The 18,643-nt window shown below is 41.4% G+C and carries 17 protein-coding genes; 14 read left to right on the forward strand and 3 right to left on the reverse strand.

Annotated features, from left to right (window positions below; genetic code table 11):
- Positions 1 to 109: 109 nt before the first annotated feature.
- The 6 genes from P364_RS0109815 (at position 110) to P364_RS0109840 (ending at position 6,397) form a co-directional block, all read left to right on the forward strand.
- The gene (locus P364_RS0109815; RefSeq protein WP_024629963.1) at positions 110 to 2,233 is read left to right on the forward strand and encodes a 5'-nucleotidase C-terminal domain-containing protein; all 2,124 of its coding nucleotides are present in this window, start codon (positions 110 to 112) and stop codon (positions 2,231 to 2,233) included.
- Positions 2,234 to 2,565: 332 nt separating this feature from the next.
- Positions 2,566 to 3,261: a hypothetical protein gene (locus P364_RS0109820; RefSeq protein WP_152532690.1), complete on the forward strand. Its 696-nt coding sequence runs from the start codon at positions 2,566 to 2,568 to the stop codon at positions 3,259 to 3,261.
- A gap of 48 nt (positions 3,262 to 3,309) precedes the next feature.
- Complete coding sequence (locus tag P364_RS0109825; protein ID WP_024629965.1) at positions 3,310 to 4,023, forward strand: cytochrome c biogenesis CcdA family protein; 714 nt, start codon at positions 3,310 to 3,312, stop codon at positions 4,021 to 4,023.
- A gap of 21 nt (positions 4,024 to 4,044) precedes the next feature.
- On the forward strand, positions 4,045 to 4,623 hold the full coding sequence (locus P364_RS0109830) for a peroxiredoxin family protein (RefSeq protein WP_024629966.1): 579 nt from the start codon (positions 4,045 to 4,047) through the stop codon (positions 4,621 to 4,623).
- A gap of 21 nt (positions 4,624 to 4,644) precedes the next feature.
- Complete coding sequence (locus P364_RS0109835; RefSeq protein WP_024629967.1) at positions 4,645 to 5,340, forward strand: response regulator transcription factor; 696 nt, start codon at positions 4,645 to 4,647, stop codon at positions 5,338 to 5,340.
- Positions 5,321 to 6,397, forward strand: a complete 1,077-nt coding sequence (locus tag P364_RS0109840; RefSeq protein WP_024629968.1) for a sensor histidine kinase — start codon at positions 5,321 to 5,323, stop codon at positions 6,395 to 6,397. The genes P364_RS0109835 and P364_RS0109840 overlap by 20 nt, the downstream gene beginning before the upstream one ends.
- 167 nt (positions 6,398 to 6,564) lie before the next feature.
- On the opposite strand, the gene P364_RS0109845 is transcribed toward P364_RS0109840, so the two are convergent.
- Positions 6,565 to 7,446, reverse strand: coding sequence for a LysR family transcriptional regulator (locus P364_RS0109845; protein ID WP_024629969.1), 882 nt, complete (start codon positions 7,444 to 7,446; stop codon positions 6,565 to 6,567).
- A gap of 181 nt (positions 7,447 to 7,627) precedes the next feature.
- Between P364_RS0109845 and P364_RS0109850 the strand changes: the two genes are divergently transcribed.
- The 5 genes from P364_RS0109850 to P364_RS0109870 all read left to right on the forward strand — a co-directional run bounded on the left by P364_RS0109850 (position 7,628) and on the right by P364_RS0109870 (position 13,122).
- The gene (locus P364_RS0109850) at positions 7,628 to 8,611 is read left to right on the forward strand and encodes an aldo/keto reductase (RefSeq protein WP_024629970.1); all 984 of its coding nucleotides are present in this window, start codon (positions 7,628 to 7,630) and stop codon (positions 8,609 to 8,611) included.
- Between the two features lie 100 nt (positions 8,612 to 8,711).
- Positions 8,712 to 9,689, forward strand: a complete 978-nt coding sequence (locus P364_RS0109855) for an aldo/keto reductase (RefSeq protein ID WP_024629971.1) — start codon at positions 8,712 to 8,714, stop codon at positions 9,687 to 9,689.
- Between the two features lie 184 nt (positions 9,690 to 9,873).
- Positions 9,874 to 10,434 (forward strand): class I SAM-dependent methyltransferase, encoded by a 561-nt coding sequence (locus tag P364_RS0109860; protein ID WP_024629972.1) that lies wholly within the window; start codon positions 9,874 to 9,876, stop codon positions 10,432 to 10,434.
- 263 nt (positions 10,435 to 10,697) lie between these two features.
- Positions 10,698 to 11,270: a hypothetical protein gene (locus P364_RS0109865; RefSeq protein WP_152532691.1), complete on the forward strand. Its 573-nt coding sequence runs from the start codon at positions 10,698 to 10,700 to the stop codon at positions 11,268 to 11,270.
- Positions 11,271 to 11,619: 349 nt separating this feature from the next.
- Positions 11,620 to 13,122, forward strand: a complete 1,503-nt coding sequence (locus tag P364_RS0109870; RefSeq protein ID WP_024629974.1) for an alpha/beta hydrolase family protein — start codon at positions 11,620 to 11,622, stop codon at positions 13,120 to 13,122.
- A gap of 357 nt (positions 13,123 to 13,479) precedes the next feature.
- Here P364_RS0109870 and P364_RS0109875 read toward each other — a convergent pair whose 3' ends face one another.
- On the reverse strand, positions 13,480 to 15,243 hold the full coding sequence (locus tag P364_RS0109875) for a methyl-accepting chemotaxis protein (protein ID WP_024629975.1): 1,764 nt from the start codon (positions 15,241 to 15,243) through the stop codon (positions 13,480 to 13,482).
- Positions 15,244 to 15,742: 499 nt separating this feature from the next.
- Between P364_RS0109875 and P364_RS0109885 the strand changes: the two genes are divergently transcribed.
- From P364_RS0109885 to P364_RS38175, 3 genes are read left to right on the forward strand one after another with little or no spacing between them, the layout of a single operon-like run.
- The gene (locus tag P364_RS0109885) at positions 15,743 to 16,339 is read left to right on the forward strand and encodes a DUF2239 family protein (protein WP_029880882.1); all 597 of its coding nucleotides are present in this window, start codon (positions 15,743 to 15,745) and stop codon (positions 16,337 to 16,339) included.
- Between the two features lie 28 nt (positions 16,340 to 16,367).
- Positions 16,368 to 16,733, forward strand: a complete 366-nt coding sequence (locus tag P364_RS38170; RefSeq protein ID WP_236642105.1) for an alpha/beta fold hydrolase — start codon at positions 16,368 to 16,370, stop codon at positions 16,731 to 16,733.
- The gene (locus tag P364_RS38175; RefSeq protein ID WP_236642104.1) at positions 16,730 to 17,272 is read left to right on the forward strand and encodes an alpha/beta fold hydrolase; all 543 of its coding nucleotides are present in this window, start codon (positions 16,730 to 16,732) and stop codon (positions 17,270 to 17,272) included. The genes P364_RS38170 and P364_RS38175 overlap by 4 nt, the downstream gene beginning before the upstream one ends.
- A gap of 447 nt (positions 17,273 to 17,719) precedes the next feature.
- On the opposite strand, the gene P364_RS0109895 is transcribed toward P364_RS38175, so the two are convergent.
- Positions 17,720 to 18,574: a helix-turn-helix domain-containing protein gene (locus tag P364_RS0109895; RefSeq protein ID WP_024629977.1), complete on the reverse strand. Its 855-nt coding sequence runs from the start codon at positions 18,572 to 18,574 to the stop codon at positions 17,720 to 17,722.
- Between the last annotated feature and the right edge of the window lie 69 nt (positions 18,575 to 18,643).

Here is an 18,643-nt window from a genome sequence, read left to right on the forward strand (position 1 = left end):
TAAATTTTTTCAACTTTTTTACATAGATTTGATATATTCTATGATTTTAATGTATTTACTTATGTTAAAATATCTCAGGAACGAAAATTCGAGAGGGGTTTTAAAACTCATGTCATGGAAGAAACAAGTAGGTAAAAGCACGATCCGTGTAGCCGCTGCTGCACTATTACTTTCCCAACTGTTAGGCGCAGTAGGTCCTGTCTCTGCTGCAAGCACAGATGTAGAAGTACACTTGATCGGAATCAACGACCTGCATGGTCAGTTAGATACGACTTCGGTGATTAGTGATAAAAAGGCGGGATCTGCTCCAATTCTTGCAACTTATCTAAAAGAAGCTCAAGCAAAATATGAACATTCCCTACTCTTCCATAATGGAGACTCTGTCGGTGCCTCTGCTCCAGTTTCATCTCTGGATCGTGACGAGCCTACGATGGAATGGATGAATATGATGGGCTTTGATGTAGCTTCACTGGGCAATCATGAATTCGACCAAGGTATCGCTGCATTAAAAGCACAAATCTTTGGTGGTCTTGATCCAAAAGAAGGCAAGGTTACTCATGCTGGTGCAAAATTTGATTATGTCAATGCAAACGTCATTGAAACCTCCACCGTCAAAACATTGATTAAGCCATACGTAATTAAAGAATTGGGCGGAGTCAAAATCGGATTTATCGGATTAGTGACGAAGGCTACACCTGCTAAAGTATCCCCATCGGGTACAGCAGGCGTGCGTTTCCTAAGCGCAGAAGAAGAAGTTGAAGCAGTGAATAAATATGCTAAAGAATTGCAAGATCAAGGTGTAGAAACGATCGTTGTCTTGGCGCATGATCCAGCAACAACCAAAGAAGGTGTAACAACTGGCGAAGCGGCTGACCTGGCAAAAGCTTTACCAGCAAATTCCCCTGTTGATGTTATCGTTGCAGGTGACAATCACGCTTTAGCTAACGGTGAAGTGAACGGAAAATTGATCGTTCAGGCTTATTCCTATGGTACAGCATTTGAAGATATCAAGCTGATGATTGACCCTGCTACCGGGGATGTCACTGAGAAATCAGCTACCATTACAACAACATTCCAAGAGGGTGTAAAAGAAGACCCTGAATCTTTAGCTATTATTAAAAAATCATTGGACAAGCATCCTGAACTGACGAAGCCAGTAGGTACAACAGATGGTTCTGTTACTCGTACCGATGCTTATAATAACGAAGCCGCTCTTGGCAACCTCATTGCAGATTCAATGCGTGAAGCAGACTTTGGTGATAAGGCAAGTGCTGCTGACTTTGCATTTATGAATCCAGGTGGTATTCGTGCGGATCTGCCAAAAGGCGATGTGACCTTTGCTGATCTTGCTAAAATCCAACCTTTTGGCAACACTCTGGTGAAATTGGAGTTGACTGGTGAACAAATTAAAACTTTGTTGCAGCAACAATGGGGTACCAATGCTGACGGTACACCAAACACTAAAACTCTACAGATCTCTGGCCTGAAATATACTGCAGACTTCAATAAGCCAGTTGCAGAACGTGTTACTAGTCTTAGTCTTGAAGATGGCACACCTATTGATCCTGCAAAAACATATACGGCTGTCGTTAACAACTTTATGGCCGCAGGTGGAGATAACTATAAAGTGCTAGTGGATGCCAAATCATCTTTAGCAGGTCCTATCGATCTGGATGTATTCTACCAGTACATTGTAGATACGTATAAAGGCGGCGCTATTCAAGCTAAAACAGAAGGACGGATCACGAATCTGGCTGCACCTACAGAGCAAACAGAAACACCTGCAACAACAGAATTCATTTCCCGTGCTGAATTTGTAAGTGCTCTAGTAGACCTGTTGAAACTTAACGAAGTAGCTACAGCACCTGCATTCAAGGATGTTGCTGCTAACGCTGCATATGCAGATGCAATCGCAGAAGCTACTCATGCTGGATTCATTCAAGGCTACGGTGGTAACTTCAATCCTGATCGTGAGATCACTCGTGAAGAGGCTGCTACTATTCTTGCTAAATTGTTGAACGATCAAGCTTCTGATAAAAATGCTGCTGCGATCATTGCAGGTTTTGAAGATGGAAAAACCGTTTCTACCTATGCGGTTAAATCTATGGCAAAACTGATTGACAAAGGTATTTTTAGTGCAACAGAGAAAAACCTGCTTCAACCTAAACAAGGTCTTTCTAATAACGATTCTAAAGCTTTGATTCAAAAAGCTGTTGCAGCAAAGGCTTCATAATTTAGAAATTATTCAAACCTTATACTAAGACACGAAAAACACATTCTTATTGGTGAATAAGCTTTCTCCTATGGATAAACCTCAACTCATGAAAGGTTTATCCAGGAGCATGCAATATACCAAATTAGAATGTGTTTTTTCATTTTCCATGAATATAGCTAATCTATGGTGAATGCTACTTTTATTTTGGACTGAGATTCAAAGGTATTACACGATACATATCCCGCACCTACTAATAGGCTTGATGCCTGAAAGTAGGTTTATTCTAGTTAAACGAATCTTAACAATTGGGCTGTAGAGTAGAAAGTAATTGTAAAAAAGGGGAGGGAAACATGATGCAAGAAGCTATCGTTTGGGGGCCGCTGTTAATTAAATACAATTGGATCGCGATGGCGTTCTCTGCACTTGCAGCTTATATAGCCATGAAATATTGGTTGAAGGGAAAAAGTGATTTAAGCAAGCCTATTTTAGAGGATATAACCAATGTTCTTTTATGGGCATTCTTGATTTGGAAGTTTAGTGTCATTATTTTTAATCCCGTCGCTGTTTTAAATAACCCGTCCTATATTCTTTATTTTACTGGGGGTGAGCGCGGGATCTTGTTATCAGTAATTGTAGTTCTTATCTTCGTATCTATTCAAAGTTATAAGCGCAGAATTACCTTTTGGATGTATGCGGCAGTATTGGGGGCAGGCTTATTATCTTATAAAACGTTCTATTCATTGTTCCAGCTCATCTTTAACGATCCGATACCATTATCATTTTTGTATGAACTCAGTCAAATTGTTTTAGCAAGCATACTATTGATTTGGATGTATATCAGAAAAGATAGCTTTGAAAAGCCGCAAGAGATCAATCAACTTATTCTTTGGTTCAGCATCGGACAGATTTTAAGTGGCTTTTTTAAAAGCTTTTCTGTAGTAGTGTTCTTAGGATTATCTAGTGAGCAGCTTGTTTATTTGGCTATTGCTTTATGTTGTTTGACTATTCACAACGTTAGAACAAAAGAGAGCTTTAATGAATCTTAACAATCCTGCGTTATGGTTGTTGGGAATACTTTGCTGGAGGAATTACAAATGGACAATATTTCAATTTTATTTGCTATAACGGCGGGGGCATTATCCTTTTTTTCACCCTGTATTTTTCCGCTTTTGCCTGCTTATCTTGCGAATCTTACAGGCTCTTATGGGAGTGGGGAGAAAACAAGTGTATCCAATAGAACTTTGATGATTCGTTCTACTCTCTTTATCCTCGGTTTTACTGTGGTTTTCCTACTTATGGGTGCTTCCGCAAGTATGATTGGACAAATTTTCGCTGCGAATCGAGGGTTGCTAGAAAAGCTTAGCGGACTACTCATTATTATATTCGGCTTACAGATTGCAGGGATTTTAAATCTTCGTTTTCTCATGTTTCAAAAGCAGCGAGAAACCAAAACTCCAAAGAACGGAAGCGGTTGGAATTCATTTGTCGTGGGAGTTGCTTTTGGAACGGGCTGGACTCCTTGCGTCGGTCTGGCTTTATCTTCAATTTTGTTGTTGGCTGGATCATCTGAAACGATGTTCAATGGAATCTTTTTATTATTGTTTTATTCATTGGGTTTAGGAGTTCCTTTTTTATTGATATCCATCTTGATTACGAAATCTAAGGGTATCATGAGAAAAATAAATAAATGGCTACCACGTTTGGCGCTGCTGAATGGCTGGATTTTAATCGCGATGGGCTTGCTGTTATTTACGGGCCAACTGCAAAAATTAAGTGCATGGCTTGCTTCCTTCGCGCCAATGTTCTAATACGAGAGGGTGATTGTTCCTATGAAAAAAAATATAGTCGTCGTTGTTATTCTGATCGGATTGGTTGCATGGGGGATATACGATACAATGAAGAAAAAGGATGAACGTCAAGCAAGCCTGGCTAACAGTGAACAAGTAGTAGAGGGAATGGATATGTCCACCCTAACCGTGGGTATTAATCAAGGCAACATTGCACCAGACTTTGAGTTAAATACACCGGATGGTGAGAAGTTAAAGCTTTCTGATTTTAGAGGACAAAAGGTGATTGTCAATATGTGGGCAACCTGGTGTCCACCCTGTAGAGTTGAAATGCCGGATATGCAAAAATTTTATGAGAAGTATAAAGATGAAAAGGCCACAATTATTGCTGTAAATATGACATCTTCAGAGAAGAGTTTAGACAGCATTCCTAATTTTTTAAAAGAATATGGGATTACATTCCCGGTTGTATTGGATGAGCAAAACAAAGTAGGGGAAATCTATCAGGTATATGCACTCCCTACAAGTATAATCATTGATTCGCAGGGCATTATTCAGCAAAAAGTTTCAGGTCCAATGAATTATGAAATGATGGAAAAGTTTGTTTCAGAGATTCGCTAAGTTACTATGGAGGGTTTGGGAATGGCTGTGAAGGGAACCGGAATTTTAGTTGTAGAAGATGATGTGAAAATCCGAAAGCTGATTGTCCTGTACCTGGAAAATGAGGGGTATGACGTATTTGAAGCGGGTGACGGTGAGGAAGCTCTAGATGCTTTTAAAAAATATGACCCTTGTCTTATTATTCTGGATTTAATGCTTCCGAAAATAAGTGGGGAAGAAGTCTGCAAGAGCATCCGTGCAGATTTGAAGGAAGAAATACCTATTATTATGTTAACAGCTAAAGTAGAGGAATATAGCCGGATTGGAGGATTGAAATCGGGAGCTGATGATTATGTAACGAAACCGTTTAGTCCGGGTGAATTGGTGGCTCGAGTAGAATCCATTTTGCGAAGGACGGGCCAGCGTTGTAGCAAACTTACGTACCGCGGAGTAACCATCAAACAGTTACGGGGTGAAGTGCATTATAAAGGGGAAACCATTCAACTGACACAGCATGAGTTCCGTCTTTTGTATTTTCTAATGGTGCACCCCAATCAAATTCTAACTAGGGAACAGATCATTGATGAACTGTATCCCAATAATGAAAAGGCTGTAACAGAAAGGTCGATCGATGTTCATATAGGTAGATTGAGAGAGAAACTGATGTGGGATGGAGATAATGAACTAATCGAAACGATCCGAGGAATGGGGTATCGCTTTGTCGCTTTTCAAAAATAATCCATTTCGAATCAACATCATGTGGAAATTCACACTGATTAATGTTGCGGTTATTGGTATTGCCATTTGGCTCGCAGGGGTTTCGGTAAAAGACTATGCATGTCTGTTGTTTGCTAATTCCCCGTCTGTGACTCCAGAAGAGAGCGCCATTTTCACTCAAACGATGCAGACCTTTTTAATCAAAGCAAGTCTGACAGCTGTGTTGATTGCAGCGTTCATCCACTACTTTTTAGTAAAAAAGTTGATTCTTCCGCTTAAGGAATTGGGTCATGCAACTCGGCAAATGGCTCAAGGGGAAATGCCAAACCCCTTATCCATTCGTGTTCACGATGAAATTGGTCTGTTAACGGCTGACTTTAATCAATTGAGTATGAAATTGAAACATGTGGAGGATTTAAGAAAAAAAATGCTGTCTGATATGGCACATGAGCTGCGGACCCCATTAACGAATATAAACGGATATTTGGAAGCTTTAAGTACGGGGGTAATTCGGGGCAATAAAGAGCTATTCGAATCCATTCACGAAGAATCCATACGCATTACCCGTTTAGTTGAGCAGTTACACCAATTGAATGTGTGGCAAGGAAAGAAGATTTCCAATGAGAATAAGATGAATGTACTCTCTATAGAAAAGCTGATTGAATCCTGTGTGGATCACTTTTCATTGGAGTTCATGAATAGAGGGGTCATTATTGATCTCAAGACTGAAGCAGCGAAAGTAGTAGGAGATGAAGACGGTCTTAAACAGGTACTGCATAATCTTCTGACCAATGTACTGCAATATGATCAGGGTGGATGGGTTGAGATTACAGGGAAGCGGAAAGAGTCAAACTATCAAATAACCGTCAAGAATTTAGGCCAACCGATACCTGTAGAACATGAATCTCTAATATTCGAGCGATTTTACCGGGTAGATTCATCCCGCAGCAGGGATTCAGGAGGTTCAGGATTAGGTTTATCTTTAGTGAAGGAAATTATAGAGCAGCAGGGTGGACAAGTAGGATTGCAGTCAAAAGGAAATGAGCATTCCTTTTGGTTTACTGTACCTTTAAAGTAAAAAAGATACCAAAACATCTATAGAGAAACTAAAATATGATCCTATTGAAAGCCGCTAAAATAGCGGCTTTTTTATCGGTGCAAGTTCGTGTTGCGAGCCGTGGAAAAGCACTTGTACCGATTGCCGAAATTGTAAGATACAGTCCACTGCAGTATCGATAATGAATATTACGAAGGATAGGTTTCCTTTATAAATTGGATAAAGTGTGCAGTAGCTGAACTGAAAATCTTATTTTTTTTCCAGGCGATGACATGAGTCGTTATTCGTTCAGGTTCAAAAGGAACAAAACAAGTGCTATTACTTTCCCGGATCGTATATGCTCCACTCACACAGATGGCATATCCAAGTTTCCTTTCCACCAACAGCATCGCATTCGTCAATAAATTATGGGATGCATAGATACAAAGGCTATCATTCTCAACACCAAGCCAGCTTGTAATTTCGTTTTGTACAATTGTACGTCGGGGTATAATCAAGGGCAAGGAAAGGATGTCTTGGATACGAACATATTTTTTCTGGGCAAGAGGATCATCACGTCTCATCAGAACTCCCCACTTTTCCTGATGAGGTAATCGAATATAGTCATATTTTGCTGTTTCAATCGGTTCCAGTAATATTCCGATATCTATATTTCCCCGGTCAAGTTTCTCCCGAATGTCATCTCCGTCTGCACTATATAATTCATATTGTACCCTGGGGTGTTGATTAGAAAATTCCTCTAACAGCTCTGGCAAAGCTCGGGATACAGTGGACTCTACACAACCCACAGAAACAATTCCACCAATCATATCTTTTTGTTCCACCAGATCCCTTTCTGTCTTATCCAAGAGGGAAACAATTTCTTTTACTCTTTGCTGAAACAAAAGTCCGCTATTTGTTAGTGTGATCTGTCTCTTGCCACGTATAAATAAACGAGTACCCAATTCTTCTTCAAGATCCATAAGCTGTCTGCTTAGAGTTGGCTGTGTAATATGAAGGATTTCTGCTGCTTTTGTAATGTTACCAACGTTAGCCACCGTTAAAAAATACTTAAACACACGAATATCCAATTCATATCATCCTTCCGTATTTCATCTGATGAATTGTTTACTTAGTATTATACGATACATATTAGGCATGATAAAACATTCACCATAAGCATTAGAAATTACTCACTTTGGAAATTACCATGAGAGTATATAAAACACACAAATTTACGATTTAAAAAAACGCTTAGGAAAGGAAACGATTATGAAGAAAAGAATTCTGGGAAACAACGGTTTGGAAACTTCTGAAGTTGGATTTGGATGTATGGGACTAAACTACCATCGGGGACCGGCAAAAGATCGTCGCGAAATGATTTCCGTTGTACACTCAGCTATTGATGCGGGCATCACAATGTTGGATACAGCGGAAGTTTATGGGCCTTACACAAATGAGGAGCTTGTTGGTGAGGCGCTTGTTGGGCAGCGGAGTAAGGTGCAGATTGCAACGAAAGGCGGCTTTAAGATCACTGGTTTAACGAATGAGCTTGACAGCCGACCAGAATCAATTCACCTTTCGGTTGAAGGTTCATTAAAAAGATTACAAACGGATTATATCGATTTATACTACATCCATCGCGTAGATCCCAAGGTTCCCATTGAGGAAGTGGCTTTGACCATGCAGCAGTTGAAAAAAGAAGGAAAGATCCTTCATTGGGGGTTGTCAGAGGCAAGCGCTGAAACGATTCGTCGTGCACATAGCGTTGAACCACTGACTGCAGTGGAGAATGAATACTCGATTTGGTGGCGAGAAATTGAAAGCGACATTTTCCCCGTACTCGAAGAATTGGGGATCGGCTTGGTAGCCTATAGTCCCCTTGGGCGTGGATTTCTTACCGGGAAATTAGACAAGAATGCTTCTTTCACAGAGAACGACAACAGGGGCGAGCTTCCGCGGTTTACTAAGGAAGCGATGGAAGCGAATCAGGTGATTGTTGATTATTTGAATAAACTGGCTGAGGTGAAAAACGTAACCACAGCGCAAGTTGCACTAGCATGGATTCTTGCTCAGAAACCCTATATTGTTCCTATTCCAGGGACAACAAATGTTAATAGAATCTCAGAAAATGTTGCAGCAAGAAATATCGTCTTCACCGAACAGGAGATGATGGTAATCAATAAAGAGATAGACAAGATTCAAATTGTAGGCCATCGCTATCCAGAAGCTGAGAAGAGGAGAACAGGCAAATAATGGAGGTCGTTGTATAGCGGTCATTACCGAAATTATATTGAGGAAAATGTAATCTAATATGTGTAATGAGCACATGGAAAACAAATGGAGGCAGTTTATTATGAAGATGAGAGAAATTGGAGATCTTAAGGTTTCAGAAATGGGTATGGGGTGTATGGGATTTAGCCACGGTTACGGTGCTGTGCCGGAAGAATCATACAGTATTTCGGCCATTCATCAAGCATATGATGTTGGCTGTACTTTCTTTGATACTGCGGAGGGTTATGGACGTCAGATGTTTGATCTGGGACACAATGAGAGATTGGTGGGAAAGGCTTTGGAGCCATTTCGTAAGGATGTTGTTCTAGCAACTAAGCTGCATATTGACACTAAAGAACCTGAAAAAGATGGGTCACTATATCATACCGTAAAACGTCATTTAGTAGCATCAATGGACAAACTCAGAACGGATTATATGGACCTGTATTATCTTCACAGAGTGAATCCGGATATTCCTGTTGAAGATGTAGCTGAATGCATGGGCAGGCTGATTAAAGAAGGATTGATTCGTGGATGGGGTGTTTCTCAGCTGTCTGCTACAACAATGATGCGAGCACATGCGGTTACACCGCTTACTGCTGTACAGAGTATTTATTCAATGATGGAGCGAAACTTTGAAAAAGATATCATTCCACTTTGTGAAGAGAATAAGATCGGATTTGTACCATTTTCCCCGATTGCTAGTGGATACCTATCTGGCAAGGTTAACGTAGATACAAAATTCGAGGGAGATGATGTCCGCAAGTGGGTACCACAGATGAAGAAGGAAAATATCATTGCAAATAAACCGCTGCTTGAAATAATCAGTGATGTAGCGTCTAGAAAGGGAGCAACGAATGCCCAAATTTCGCTGGCATGGATGCTTCACAAATATCCTCATGTCGTACCGATTCCCGGTTCGAAAAACAAGGAGCGCATTTTGGAAAATCTCGGAGCCTGCAATGTTTCTTTAACAGAGGTAGAGTTTAGGGACTTAGAGATGGCATTAAATCAGGTTACAGTTCATGGTCAAAGATTAGAAATAGAAGAACTGCTATGATTGATTCAAGGAAACACCCCGCTCATAATGAATATATGTCGAAGGAAAGAACTTGTTTTGATTACCGATTAGATTATCCCGGGCATTGAGGTTTGGCTAAAATAAACATTGTTATTTACAAAGCTTATTACTTATATTATAGTTATTGCAGATATATATTATCTGTAAAAGAGGAGCATAAAAAATGAAATCAAAACTAGAAAGTAAAATTAAGAACTTGGAGAATATTGAGAGGTTCCCAGCAGAGGAGTTATTAGAGTTTATACAGCTTAATAAAGAGGACGAACTATTAGATATTGGAGCTGGTACGGGTTATATAAGCTTTTCTTTTGCTAAATATGTGAAAAAGGTAGTTGCGTTTGATTACGATCATGAAATTTTACAGTATCTAGAGGCAAAAGCTAAGGAAAAAGGGTTAACCAATATTGAAACCACTGCCGCAAACATTAAAGAGATGCCATTAGAGAACGAGAGATTCGAAAAAGCTGTTGCTTCAATATCGTTACATGAGGTTCAACCACTTTCGGTGGCCTTGAGTGAAATCCACAGAGTTTTAAAAGACAAAGGGCTCTTTTTATGTATTGAATTAGAGAAGTCAGAGCTGGCTAAGGGTCCAAGGGATTCATCGAAGGAAATGGAGGAGAAAATCGTTCAGGCCGGTTTTTCTGTTATGGATACGATTCATTCACCAACGCAAGTGGCTAACCAACCTGTCTATATCATTATTGCACAGAAGAATAAATAAAAAAATTCAAAACACTTTCAAAGGGTTGATCCTTTTGGAGGTGTTTTTGCATTGAAGCAACAAGAGGATGTCAGCCTGTTGATATCCTGTTGAAATAAAGAATAAAGCCATAGAAATGGAATTGGCTCAGGTAACCGTGAAAGAGGTAACATATATAATCAATTTTTGCACGCTAATTCATTAAGCTAACGGGTAAATTAGTGCAACTTTTCATCTGTTAAAAATGTTAATAAAGATGTATGAAATAACATGATGAGAAGTAGGTGGAAAAATTGAAAATTCGTTTATTCACGTTAATATTTTTTTTCACTACCGTATTTTTTTTATCAAATGGACAAGATGCTAAAGCTTTGTCCTGTGCCGAGCCAGGTAGCCCTCAAGAATCGTTAGAGAGATATAGTGGAGCTGTTTACGGTGAAGTAAAGCAAATAAAGGTCGACTTGAAGCAAGAGGGATTGACAGGGACAAAAGAGAAAATCAGATATATTTTAGTGGAAGTTGAGAGAAGTTGGAATACTGAGGTGGACTCTCAAATCATTGTCGCAACTGACTACACTTGGGGTTTTAATTTCAAGAAAGGCAACAAATACTTGATATACATTAGCAAAGGGGATGGCGAATTAAGCAGTAGTCCGTGCAGTTCGACAATCGAAATGAATAACCTTAACCAAGCAACTGAACTATTCGGCGAAGGATCTCAACCCAAACAACAAGTAAACTTAGAACACAAGATGTGGTTTATGTTTGAGCATGATATTGATTTGTATATCGTCGTTGCAATAGTAGTTGTGGCAATTTCCATCTTTGTCATGAGAGCAAGAAAGAAAAAGGGCTAAGTTTGGCTAAATAAAGGGCATCGAGTTTGAAGAGGCGTTAATTATACAGTTGTCGAGAGACAAGAAAATCATCCCATTAAAAGTCGCTATTATAGCGGCTTTTTTTGTTTTAAGGAACCAAGTTTTTGTCCAAAGCTGAGGACAAGAACTGTATCATTACCGTTTAGAGGGTGATCTAAATATGCATAGGCTGGTATGCATCAATTCCACCTTTTTACGTGTCCTCCATACCGCAAGGTAGAATTACAAAATTGTAAGGTTGATGTAAGTTGAATCGATAGCTTAGGGTAGTCTGGCAAGGATAATATTGGAACAAACGAAAATAGAAATTCTTTAAAGGAGAATTGACATGAGGCTGTTTGAACTGTTGCTTTTTTTGTCAAGCATCGGCTTGTTTGCTTTGACAATCCTGTTAAAAAAAGGACGACGTAGAATTCCAGTATTCGTTGCAAGCGGGATCGCCACATTTGTACTTGTCATTCATTGGACGATGGAAGGATACAGAGTTCAGCTATTTTTCCCATATTGCATAACCATCATTTTTGCAGCCATTTCAAGCTATAGCTATTTTAAAAAAAACGGCCCAACAAGAATCCCACGATTCATGTTGGGTTCAGCTTATACCGCTATAGCGATAATGCTGTTCGTAACAGCAGGTCTCATGTATGCTTTTCCTGTATTTAAACTGCCTGAACCGACAGGCGAATTTAAGGTAGGAACGCAAACTTTTCATTTCGTGGATACAAATAGGGAAGAGATTTTCGGCGAAACCAGAGGTGGTAAGAGAGAATTGATGGTTCAGGTATGGTATCCGGGTCAAGCTGGCACCGGCAAGTCCGCTCCCTTTATTCCCGATACCCAGATTCTACGTTATATGTCCGCGAACTATGGCCTTCCCGGGTTTACTTTACAACACCTGAAGTACGTATCCAGTCATGCTTATTCGGGGGCCGAAGTCTCTCCGGCACAAACTTCATACCCGCTGATCCTTGCGAATCCCGGCTTCGGCTCTTCCAGGTTCCTCCACACGTCGCAAGCCGAAAATCTTGCAAGTCACGGATATATCGTGGCAGTAATCGACCACACCTACAATACATTTGCAACCGAGTTTCCGGACGATCGAATCACGACCAGCACTACTAACGACTTATTCTCGCCTGACCACGATTACCGGACGGAAAGCAGAAATCGTGACAAGTTGGGAAAAGTTTTAACGGACGATGTTACATTTACGCTCGACCAATTCGAGCTCATCCAATCGGGACAGATTCCAAGTCATCTAAAAGGGAGGATAGATCTCGGTCATGTAGGGGTGTTCGGTCATTCCATTGGCGGAGCAACGGCCTATGACGCTGCTTACGATCCGCGAGTCGCGGTTGGAATAGACTTGGATGGAGCGCTCTATCGACTGCGTGACAGAGAGGGTCTGCGAAAGCCGTTTTTGTTCATGAACTCGGAAAGCGAATTCGAAAGATTAAAAATGGTGATGGATAACCACGCTTACACGGAGGCAGAGCTTAAACGTATGGGTAACACAAGAGAGTGGATGGATCAAGTAACGGAAGACAAAAAGGTAGAGCTTGAACGGATGCGTGAATCGGTCGACTCTGGGGGACAATTCCTCTATATCGCAAATTCGGAGCATTTAAATTTTACCGACGTACAGTTCATTTCTCCGATATTTAAAATGCTGGGCATTACAGGAAAGATTGCGCCAGAAAGAGCGAACGCCGTTATCAATGCCTATATGCTGGATTTCTTTGATATGAATCTGAAGAATCAAGGCGGAGTCTTGATGAAAGGGCCGGATAGCCGCTTTCCGGAGGTGAAGTTCGCAAGCCCCCTATTATAAATTACGGAACAGGCTACCGATTTTGATGTGCTATCACGTAAAATAGCTTCATCTCCATATACGACCAGAAGTTTTTCGATACCTATCTCATAACGCTACGCGGTTGGCTTTTACAGACACAAGAAATTGGCTTACAAGTCTGCAAGCAGAACAACATGCCTAAAGAAGCGGGTATAGAGGGACTTGAACCCCCACGTCTAATAGTCGGCTATTTTTTCTTTAAGCTAACGGGAAACGTTGGTCGAACAAAGCGAGATTAAAGAAAAGACCATCCGGCAAAAGGATGGCCTAAATAATTCCCGTTACTGATAACACGACATGTATATATCGATACCGGTCTGTACGAGGTCTTCATTATTATGAATCTGATTTAGGGACTTCGATCTGAAATTGATCGGAATATGTTTTGAGGTTCCCTGCAAGGCTGGCGAGCTGCCCGGAGATGTTCGACAGTTCGTTGGCCGACCGTTGCTGCTCCACAGCACTGGCCGTGACTTCTTCGGCCATGGCTGAAGTTTCCTCGGTTGCGGAAGCAATATAGCTCAAATGCTGCTCCACTTCCTGACGAATAGAGTGCATATCCACCGTCCGGCTTTCCAAACGTTGAGCCAGCTCCTGCACCTCGGTCGATAGGCGGCTAACCTGTCTGAACGTCTGGAGGCAATCAGCGATCTGTTCTTCTTGTTCCTTGACCGCCACCATATTCGCATCAAAATGACTGCCCATACGATGTATCTCTTGAACAAATGAACTGAGGATCTCATCAATCTCCTGGATCGAACGTTCGGATTGCTGAGCGAGCTGTCCCATTTCACCAGCAACGACCGCAAAGCCTCTACCCGCTTCGCCAGCGCGAGCTGCCTCGATTGAAGCATTCAGCGATAGAATTTGAGTTTGTTTTAAAATGTTGTGAATTTGTCCGCTGATGGAGGAAGCGAGTTCCGATTGAGTCGTCAGTGAACTGGAAATTTCCTGCTGATGCTCAACACGCTTCGCATTCTCTCGGCTCTTTTCAAGCAGAATCTCATGTTCACGTGTAACTTGTACTTGCACGGCAGATAACTGCTCTGAAGTATGGGTAAACTGTTGCACATATGAACCTACTTCATCCATTATTTTTCCGAGATTCTCTGAGTGCTGGACGGAGTGTTCTGTCTCTTCGGACTGTTTCACGGACCCTATAGCAATTTCTTCGATTGCTTTGGAAAGTTCTTCGGTCTGACGCTGGTTCGTTTGAGCCGTTTCCGCAATATTTTTCGAGGACTGCTGCAACGTATTGGATCCTTGCTGTATTCCCATCAAAATGTTCGTCAATTGGGAAACCATGACATTAATCAAATCACTGATATCACCGAGCTGATCATTTGTCATATGTGTAGATACGACTTTGAGATTCCCATCAGCAACCTGTTCGAGGCTTGACTTAATATCGCGTACTTGTCTGAGAATGCCTCTTACTACGAATAGCATCATGACCAAAGATAGAATCAGTACAATCACAAAAATCGGGATAATGGTCCGATAAGCATTATTCAGGGATGTCGCGGAGACTTGATTCACTGCACTAGCAGAAATATCAATGCCCAGATAGCCAATAACAGTACCTTGCGAATCCTTGATTGGTGTAAAGGAGGACAATAGCTGTCCCCAGGTCGGATCGTCTACAATGCCTGTTGTGACGACTTCACCGTTTAACAAGCGTTCCTGAGTCTGGGGGTTGAATTCCATTGCTGTCCCATAAGGGCTATATTCCGTATCGTCCCAGTTCGCCCCATCCACGGTGTAGATCCACCCGTCCGAAGTTTTGTTATACATATAAACATATAAGGCTCCCGATTGAAGCCTAACTTTAACGAGTTCGTCTCTAAGACTTTTGTATTCGTTGCTCTCCTCCGAAGCAGTAGAGTACAATGTCTTGATTAATTCCGATTCCTGGCCTAGTTGAGAGGCGGTATTCACTGTCAGCTGCTGATTGTTATACTGTATGGTCATTAATGATGCATTTTCACTGGAGTTGATGGTGGTCCACATGATTAGACCGCCCATGGCCAGTAGCGGAACCAGAATGATCAAATACAGTTTGAACCTTAAATCCATCTTTTTTTTGCGAGTCTTTGTCACGTTCTGTTCCCCCTAGGAAGTAGTTAAAAAATATGATTATTCGTATAACCCCATACTATTTATCGTAAAATTGAAGAGGGAAATGAAGACTAATCCTAGATTTATATATACAAATATGCTGATGGACACATTTTTTTATCGTGAAACATCCAATTCACTTGAAATTGAAAGAATCGTTGAACTTTTGCATAAGGAAATATTTCATAGTCAATCTTCTAAAGGAAAAGGCCGAAAAATCTCATTTAAGAAGGGTCATCTTAATATCTTAATCATGGATGAAGCACATCATCTGACAGAGTCACATTACCATTGGTTAATGGACATCAGCTGGATCGTTCAAAGATAAGCATGTCTCTAAAGCCAAAATAGAGTAGAGATGATGCTCTAGAAATGGAGCGAAGAATTTACAAGATCGAATAATTTTACCCGGGTGATATTGATATTTTATTTTTACCCGGATATAATAATTAAAAAAGGGCTGTAAATAAGGAGGAGTAGTATGCGGACTGAATCAACTCAAATAAGTTGTACTGCCTTTGTAGGGAGAAAAAACATTGCCAAAGGGACATTGCCGCACGTTGTTGCTATCGTAAAGGAGACTCTGAATGATAAGGAATTCGCCCAATTGCTTATCTTTGACGATTTTACTGGAAAACCAATTGATATTGATTTTCGTGGACAAACAGCTGAGGTACTTCAACGGTTGAGCAATCAGGCTGGCCATGCACCGGATGCGGAAGAAAGTGAACCACCAACAAGACGGGTCGGTCGTCCCAAGCTGGGGGTGGTATCCGGTGAGGTTACTTTGCTTCCACGACATTGGGACTGGCTTAAATCTCAACCCGGAGGAGCCTCTGTAACTTTGCGAAAACTGGTCGATGAAGCTCGTCGTTCTGGAGAAAATGAGAGTAAGATTCGCGCGGCACAAGAAGCAAGTTATTGCTTTATGACGGCAATGGCTGGCGATTTCCCTCAGCACGAAGAGGCCTTGAGAGCAATGTATGCTGGGAATCAGGATCGTTTTTACCAATTGATTGACGATTGGACACCAGATATCAGAGACCATATCAAAACATTAGCCGAGAATGCATTCTAAAGTCATTTAAATGAAGGAGAAAACAAAAATGAATATTTTGAAAGTAAACGGAATTGATCTCGCCTATGACAGCTATGGTAACGAAACGCACGAAGCCATTCTTCTAATTGCCGGGCTTGGAACCCAGATGATCCGTTGGGCAGTTCCATTTTGTGAGATGTTGGCGACGCGAGGATTTAGAGTCATTCGCTTTGACAATCGTGATACCGGTCTATCCACACACTTTAGCCATTACGCTACGTTGGATTTTGAAGCACTTGCCAAAACACTTATGTCGGGACAGCGCCCGGATATTCCATATACACTCGATGATATGTCTAACGATGCGATCGGACTGCTCGACGCCCTTGGGATCAAAAAGGCACATTTCGTTGGCCGCTCAATGGGCGCATGATTGCCCAGCTTGCAGCAAGCAAATACCCTGAACGGGTTCTGTCCCTTACTTCCATCATGTCGACAACAGGAAATCCCGAGCTTCCACCAACATCTCCGGAAGTCATGGCGTTGATGACTCGGCCTGCACCGAATCCGATGGAGGATGAGGAAGGATATTTAGCACATAGCCTGGCTTTTGCCAAACGTATTGCTGGCACCGGCTATCCGTTTGAAGAGAACGAGTATCGTTCACTCATTCGAGAGGAAGTTCAGCGAGCTTATGACCCGGGCAGTGTTGGGCGACAAATCGCAGCAATTGCCGTTTCTGGCGACCGTCGTCCGCTTCTCGCAAAAGTAGACGTTCCAGCCTTAATCATTCATGGAGCAGACGACCCGATGTTTGTCCCCGAATGTGGCAAAGATACGGCGCAAGCCATATCGGGTGCAGTGTTCATGTTGCTTGAAGGCATGGGACATGATCTGCCACCGCAACTGTTCCAAACGATTGTTGATGGCATCGAACGGACAGCTCGGCAGATTAAAAGTGACATCTCTTGAAGGAGCTGTAGGACAGATATAAAAAACCGCCCAGCCCATAAAGCATGTTTAATAAAAAGTAGTGATGGTCGGTGGACGTGCACAAAAAGATACGCCGACTCGTGTCGAGGGACAAGAACATATTCCCATTGGAGGTCGCTAATATAGCGGCTTCTTTTTTTATAAGTACAAGTTCTTGTCCCGATCCTCAAAATGACATGAACCACGTGCTTCAAGAAATTGATCCTAAACAAAAAATCACTCAATACACATAAACTGCAACAGGTGATTTGGAAACTATCCTGATGCAAAGCAAAAAAAGCTTAAGTCTCGGCGGTCGAAACACAAGCAAAAGGAGCATACATATTCCGGTTGAGATGGCGAAGACTTTAAGGTGGAGGTTGTGTATCGTTCATACTCACAATCCGAATACCGCCAAGAATTAGCCAAATTATTAATGAACAATCTTTATTGAGAAGTAGCGAACTGGCGGGAGGTATTACGGTATACGGTTGGAGTCAACCCTCTCTTAGCCGTAAATTGTTTGATGAAGTACGTGTCATACTCAAACCCGGTGGCACGTGCAATGTCGTTTAAGTTCATCCCTGTATGGGTGAGAAGATCCGCCGCAACTTTCAAGCGGTGCGACAGCAAGTATCCCATTGCTGTATATCCGCATCTTTCCTGAAACATCTTATTAAGTGATACTCGATTCAAGTGTGCGCATTTCGTTAAGTCTTCCAAGGTGATTTTATTGGAATAATTGGTGTGTATATATTCCAGTACTAAATCAACAGGGGATTGTTCATTTTTGAGGTTCAAATTCTCAAGCACACCCAATATCTGAATGAGATATTTTTTTATTCTACATACCCAGCTTGCATCGCTTTGCGCATAAACTTCTGTTCCAAGCACAAAAAACCACTCCAATAATTGTGGAAAGGCTTTTTCGGTAACAAAAGGTACGCCGGTGCGTGTTGGATTGTTTTGAAAAAGTGAAAGCCCTGTTTGTATTTTAGGATGGATTGGAAAGTAGTCTTCTGTTTCAGAAATTGGGACGCTATTAAGAACATCGGGATGATAACTGAAAGATTGCGCAGAGACATTATGCTTCTTAAGAATTTGTATCGTATCCTCTTCGGACAAACACAGAACGGCAGGTGCTGAAACTGCTATTGGTCGTTCGTTGAGTATACCGTTGATGCTACCGGATGTAACAAAGATTAATGTAAGTCGTTCGGGATAGGGAAGACACTCCAAATCCTCGGCGGCAACAAACTCAATATTTACCGTTCTGTCTTTGTGGCGGTCAATTTGCGGCATAGCGCTCTCCTAACAGATAGTATAGTCAATCTATTCACTTATAACAGTGTAACACAAAGATTCCAGGGA

It is taken from the genome of Paenibacillus sp. MAEPY2 (assembly GCF_000499205.1).
Lineage (GTDB): Bacteria > Bacillota > Bacilli > Paenibacillales > Paenibacillaceae > Paenibacillus > Paenibacillus vandeheii.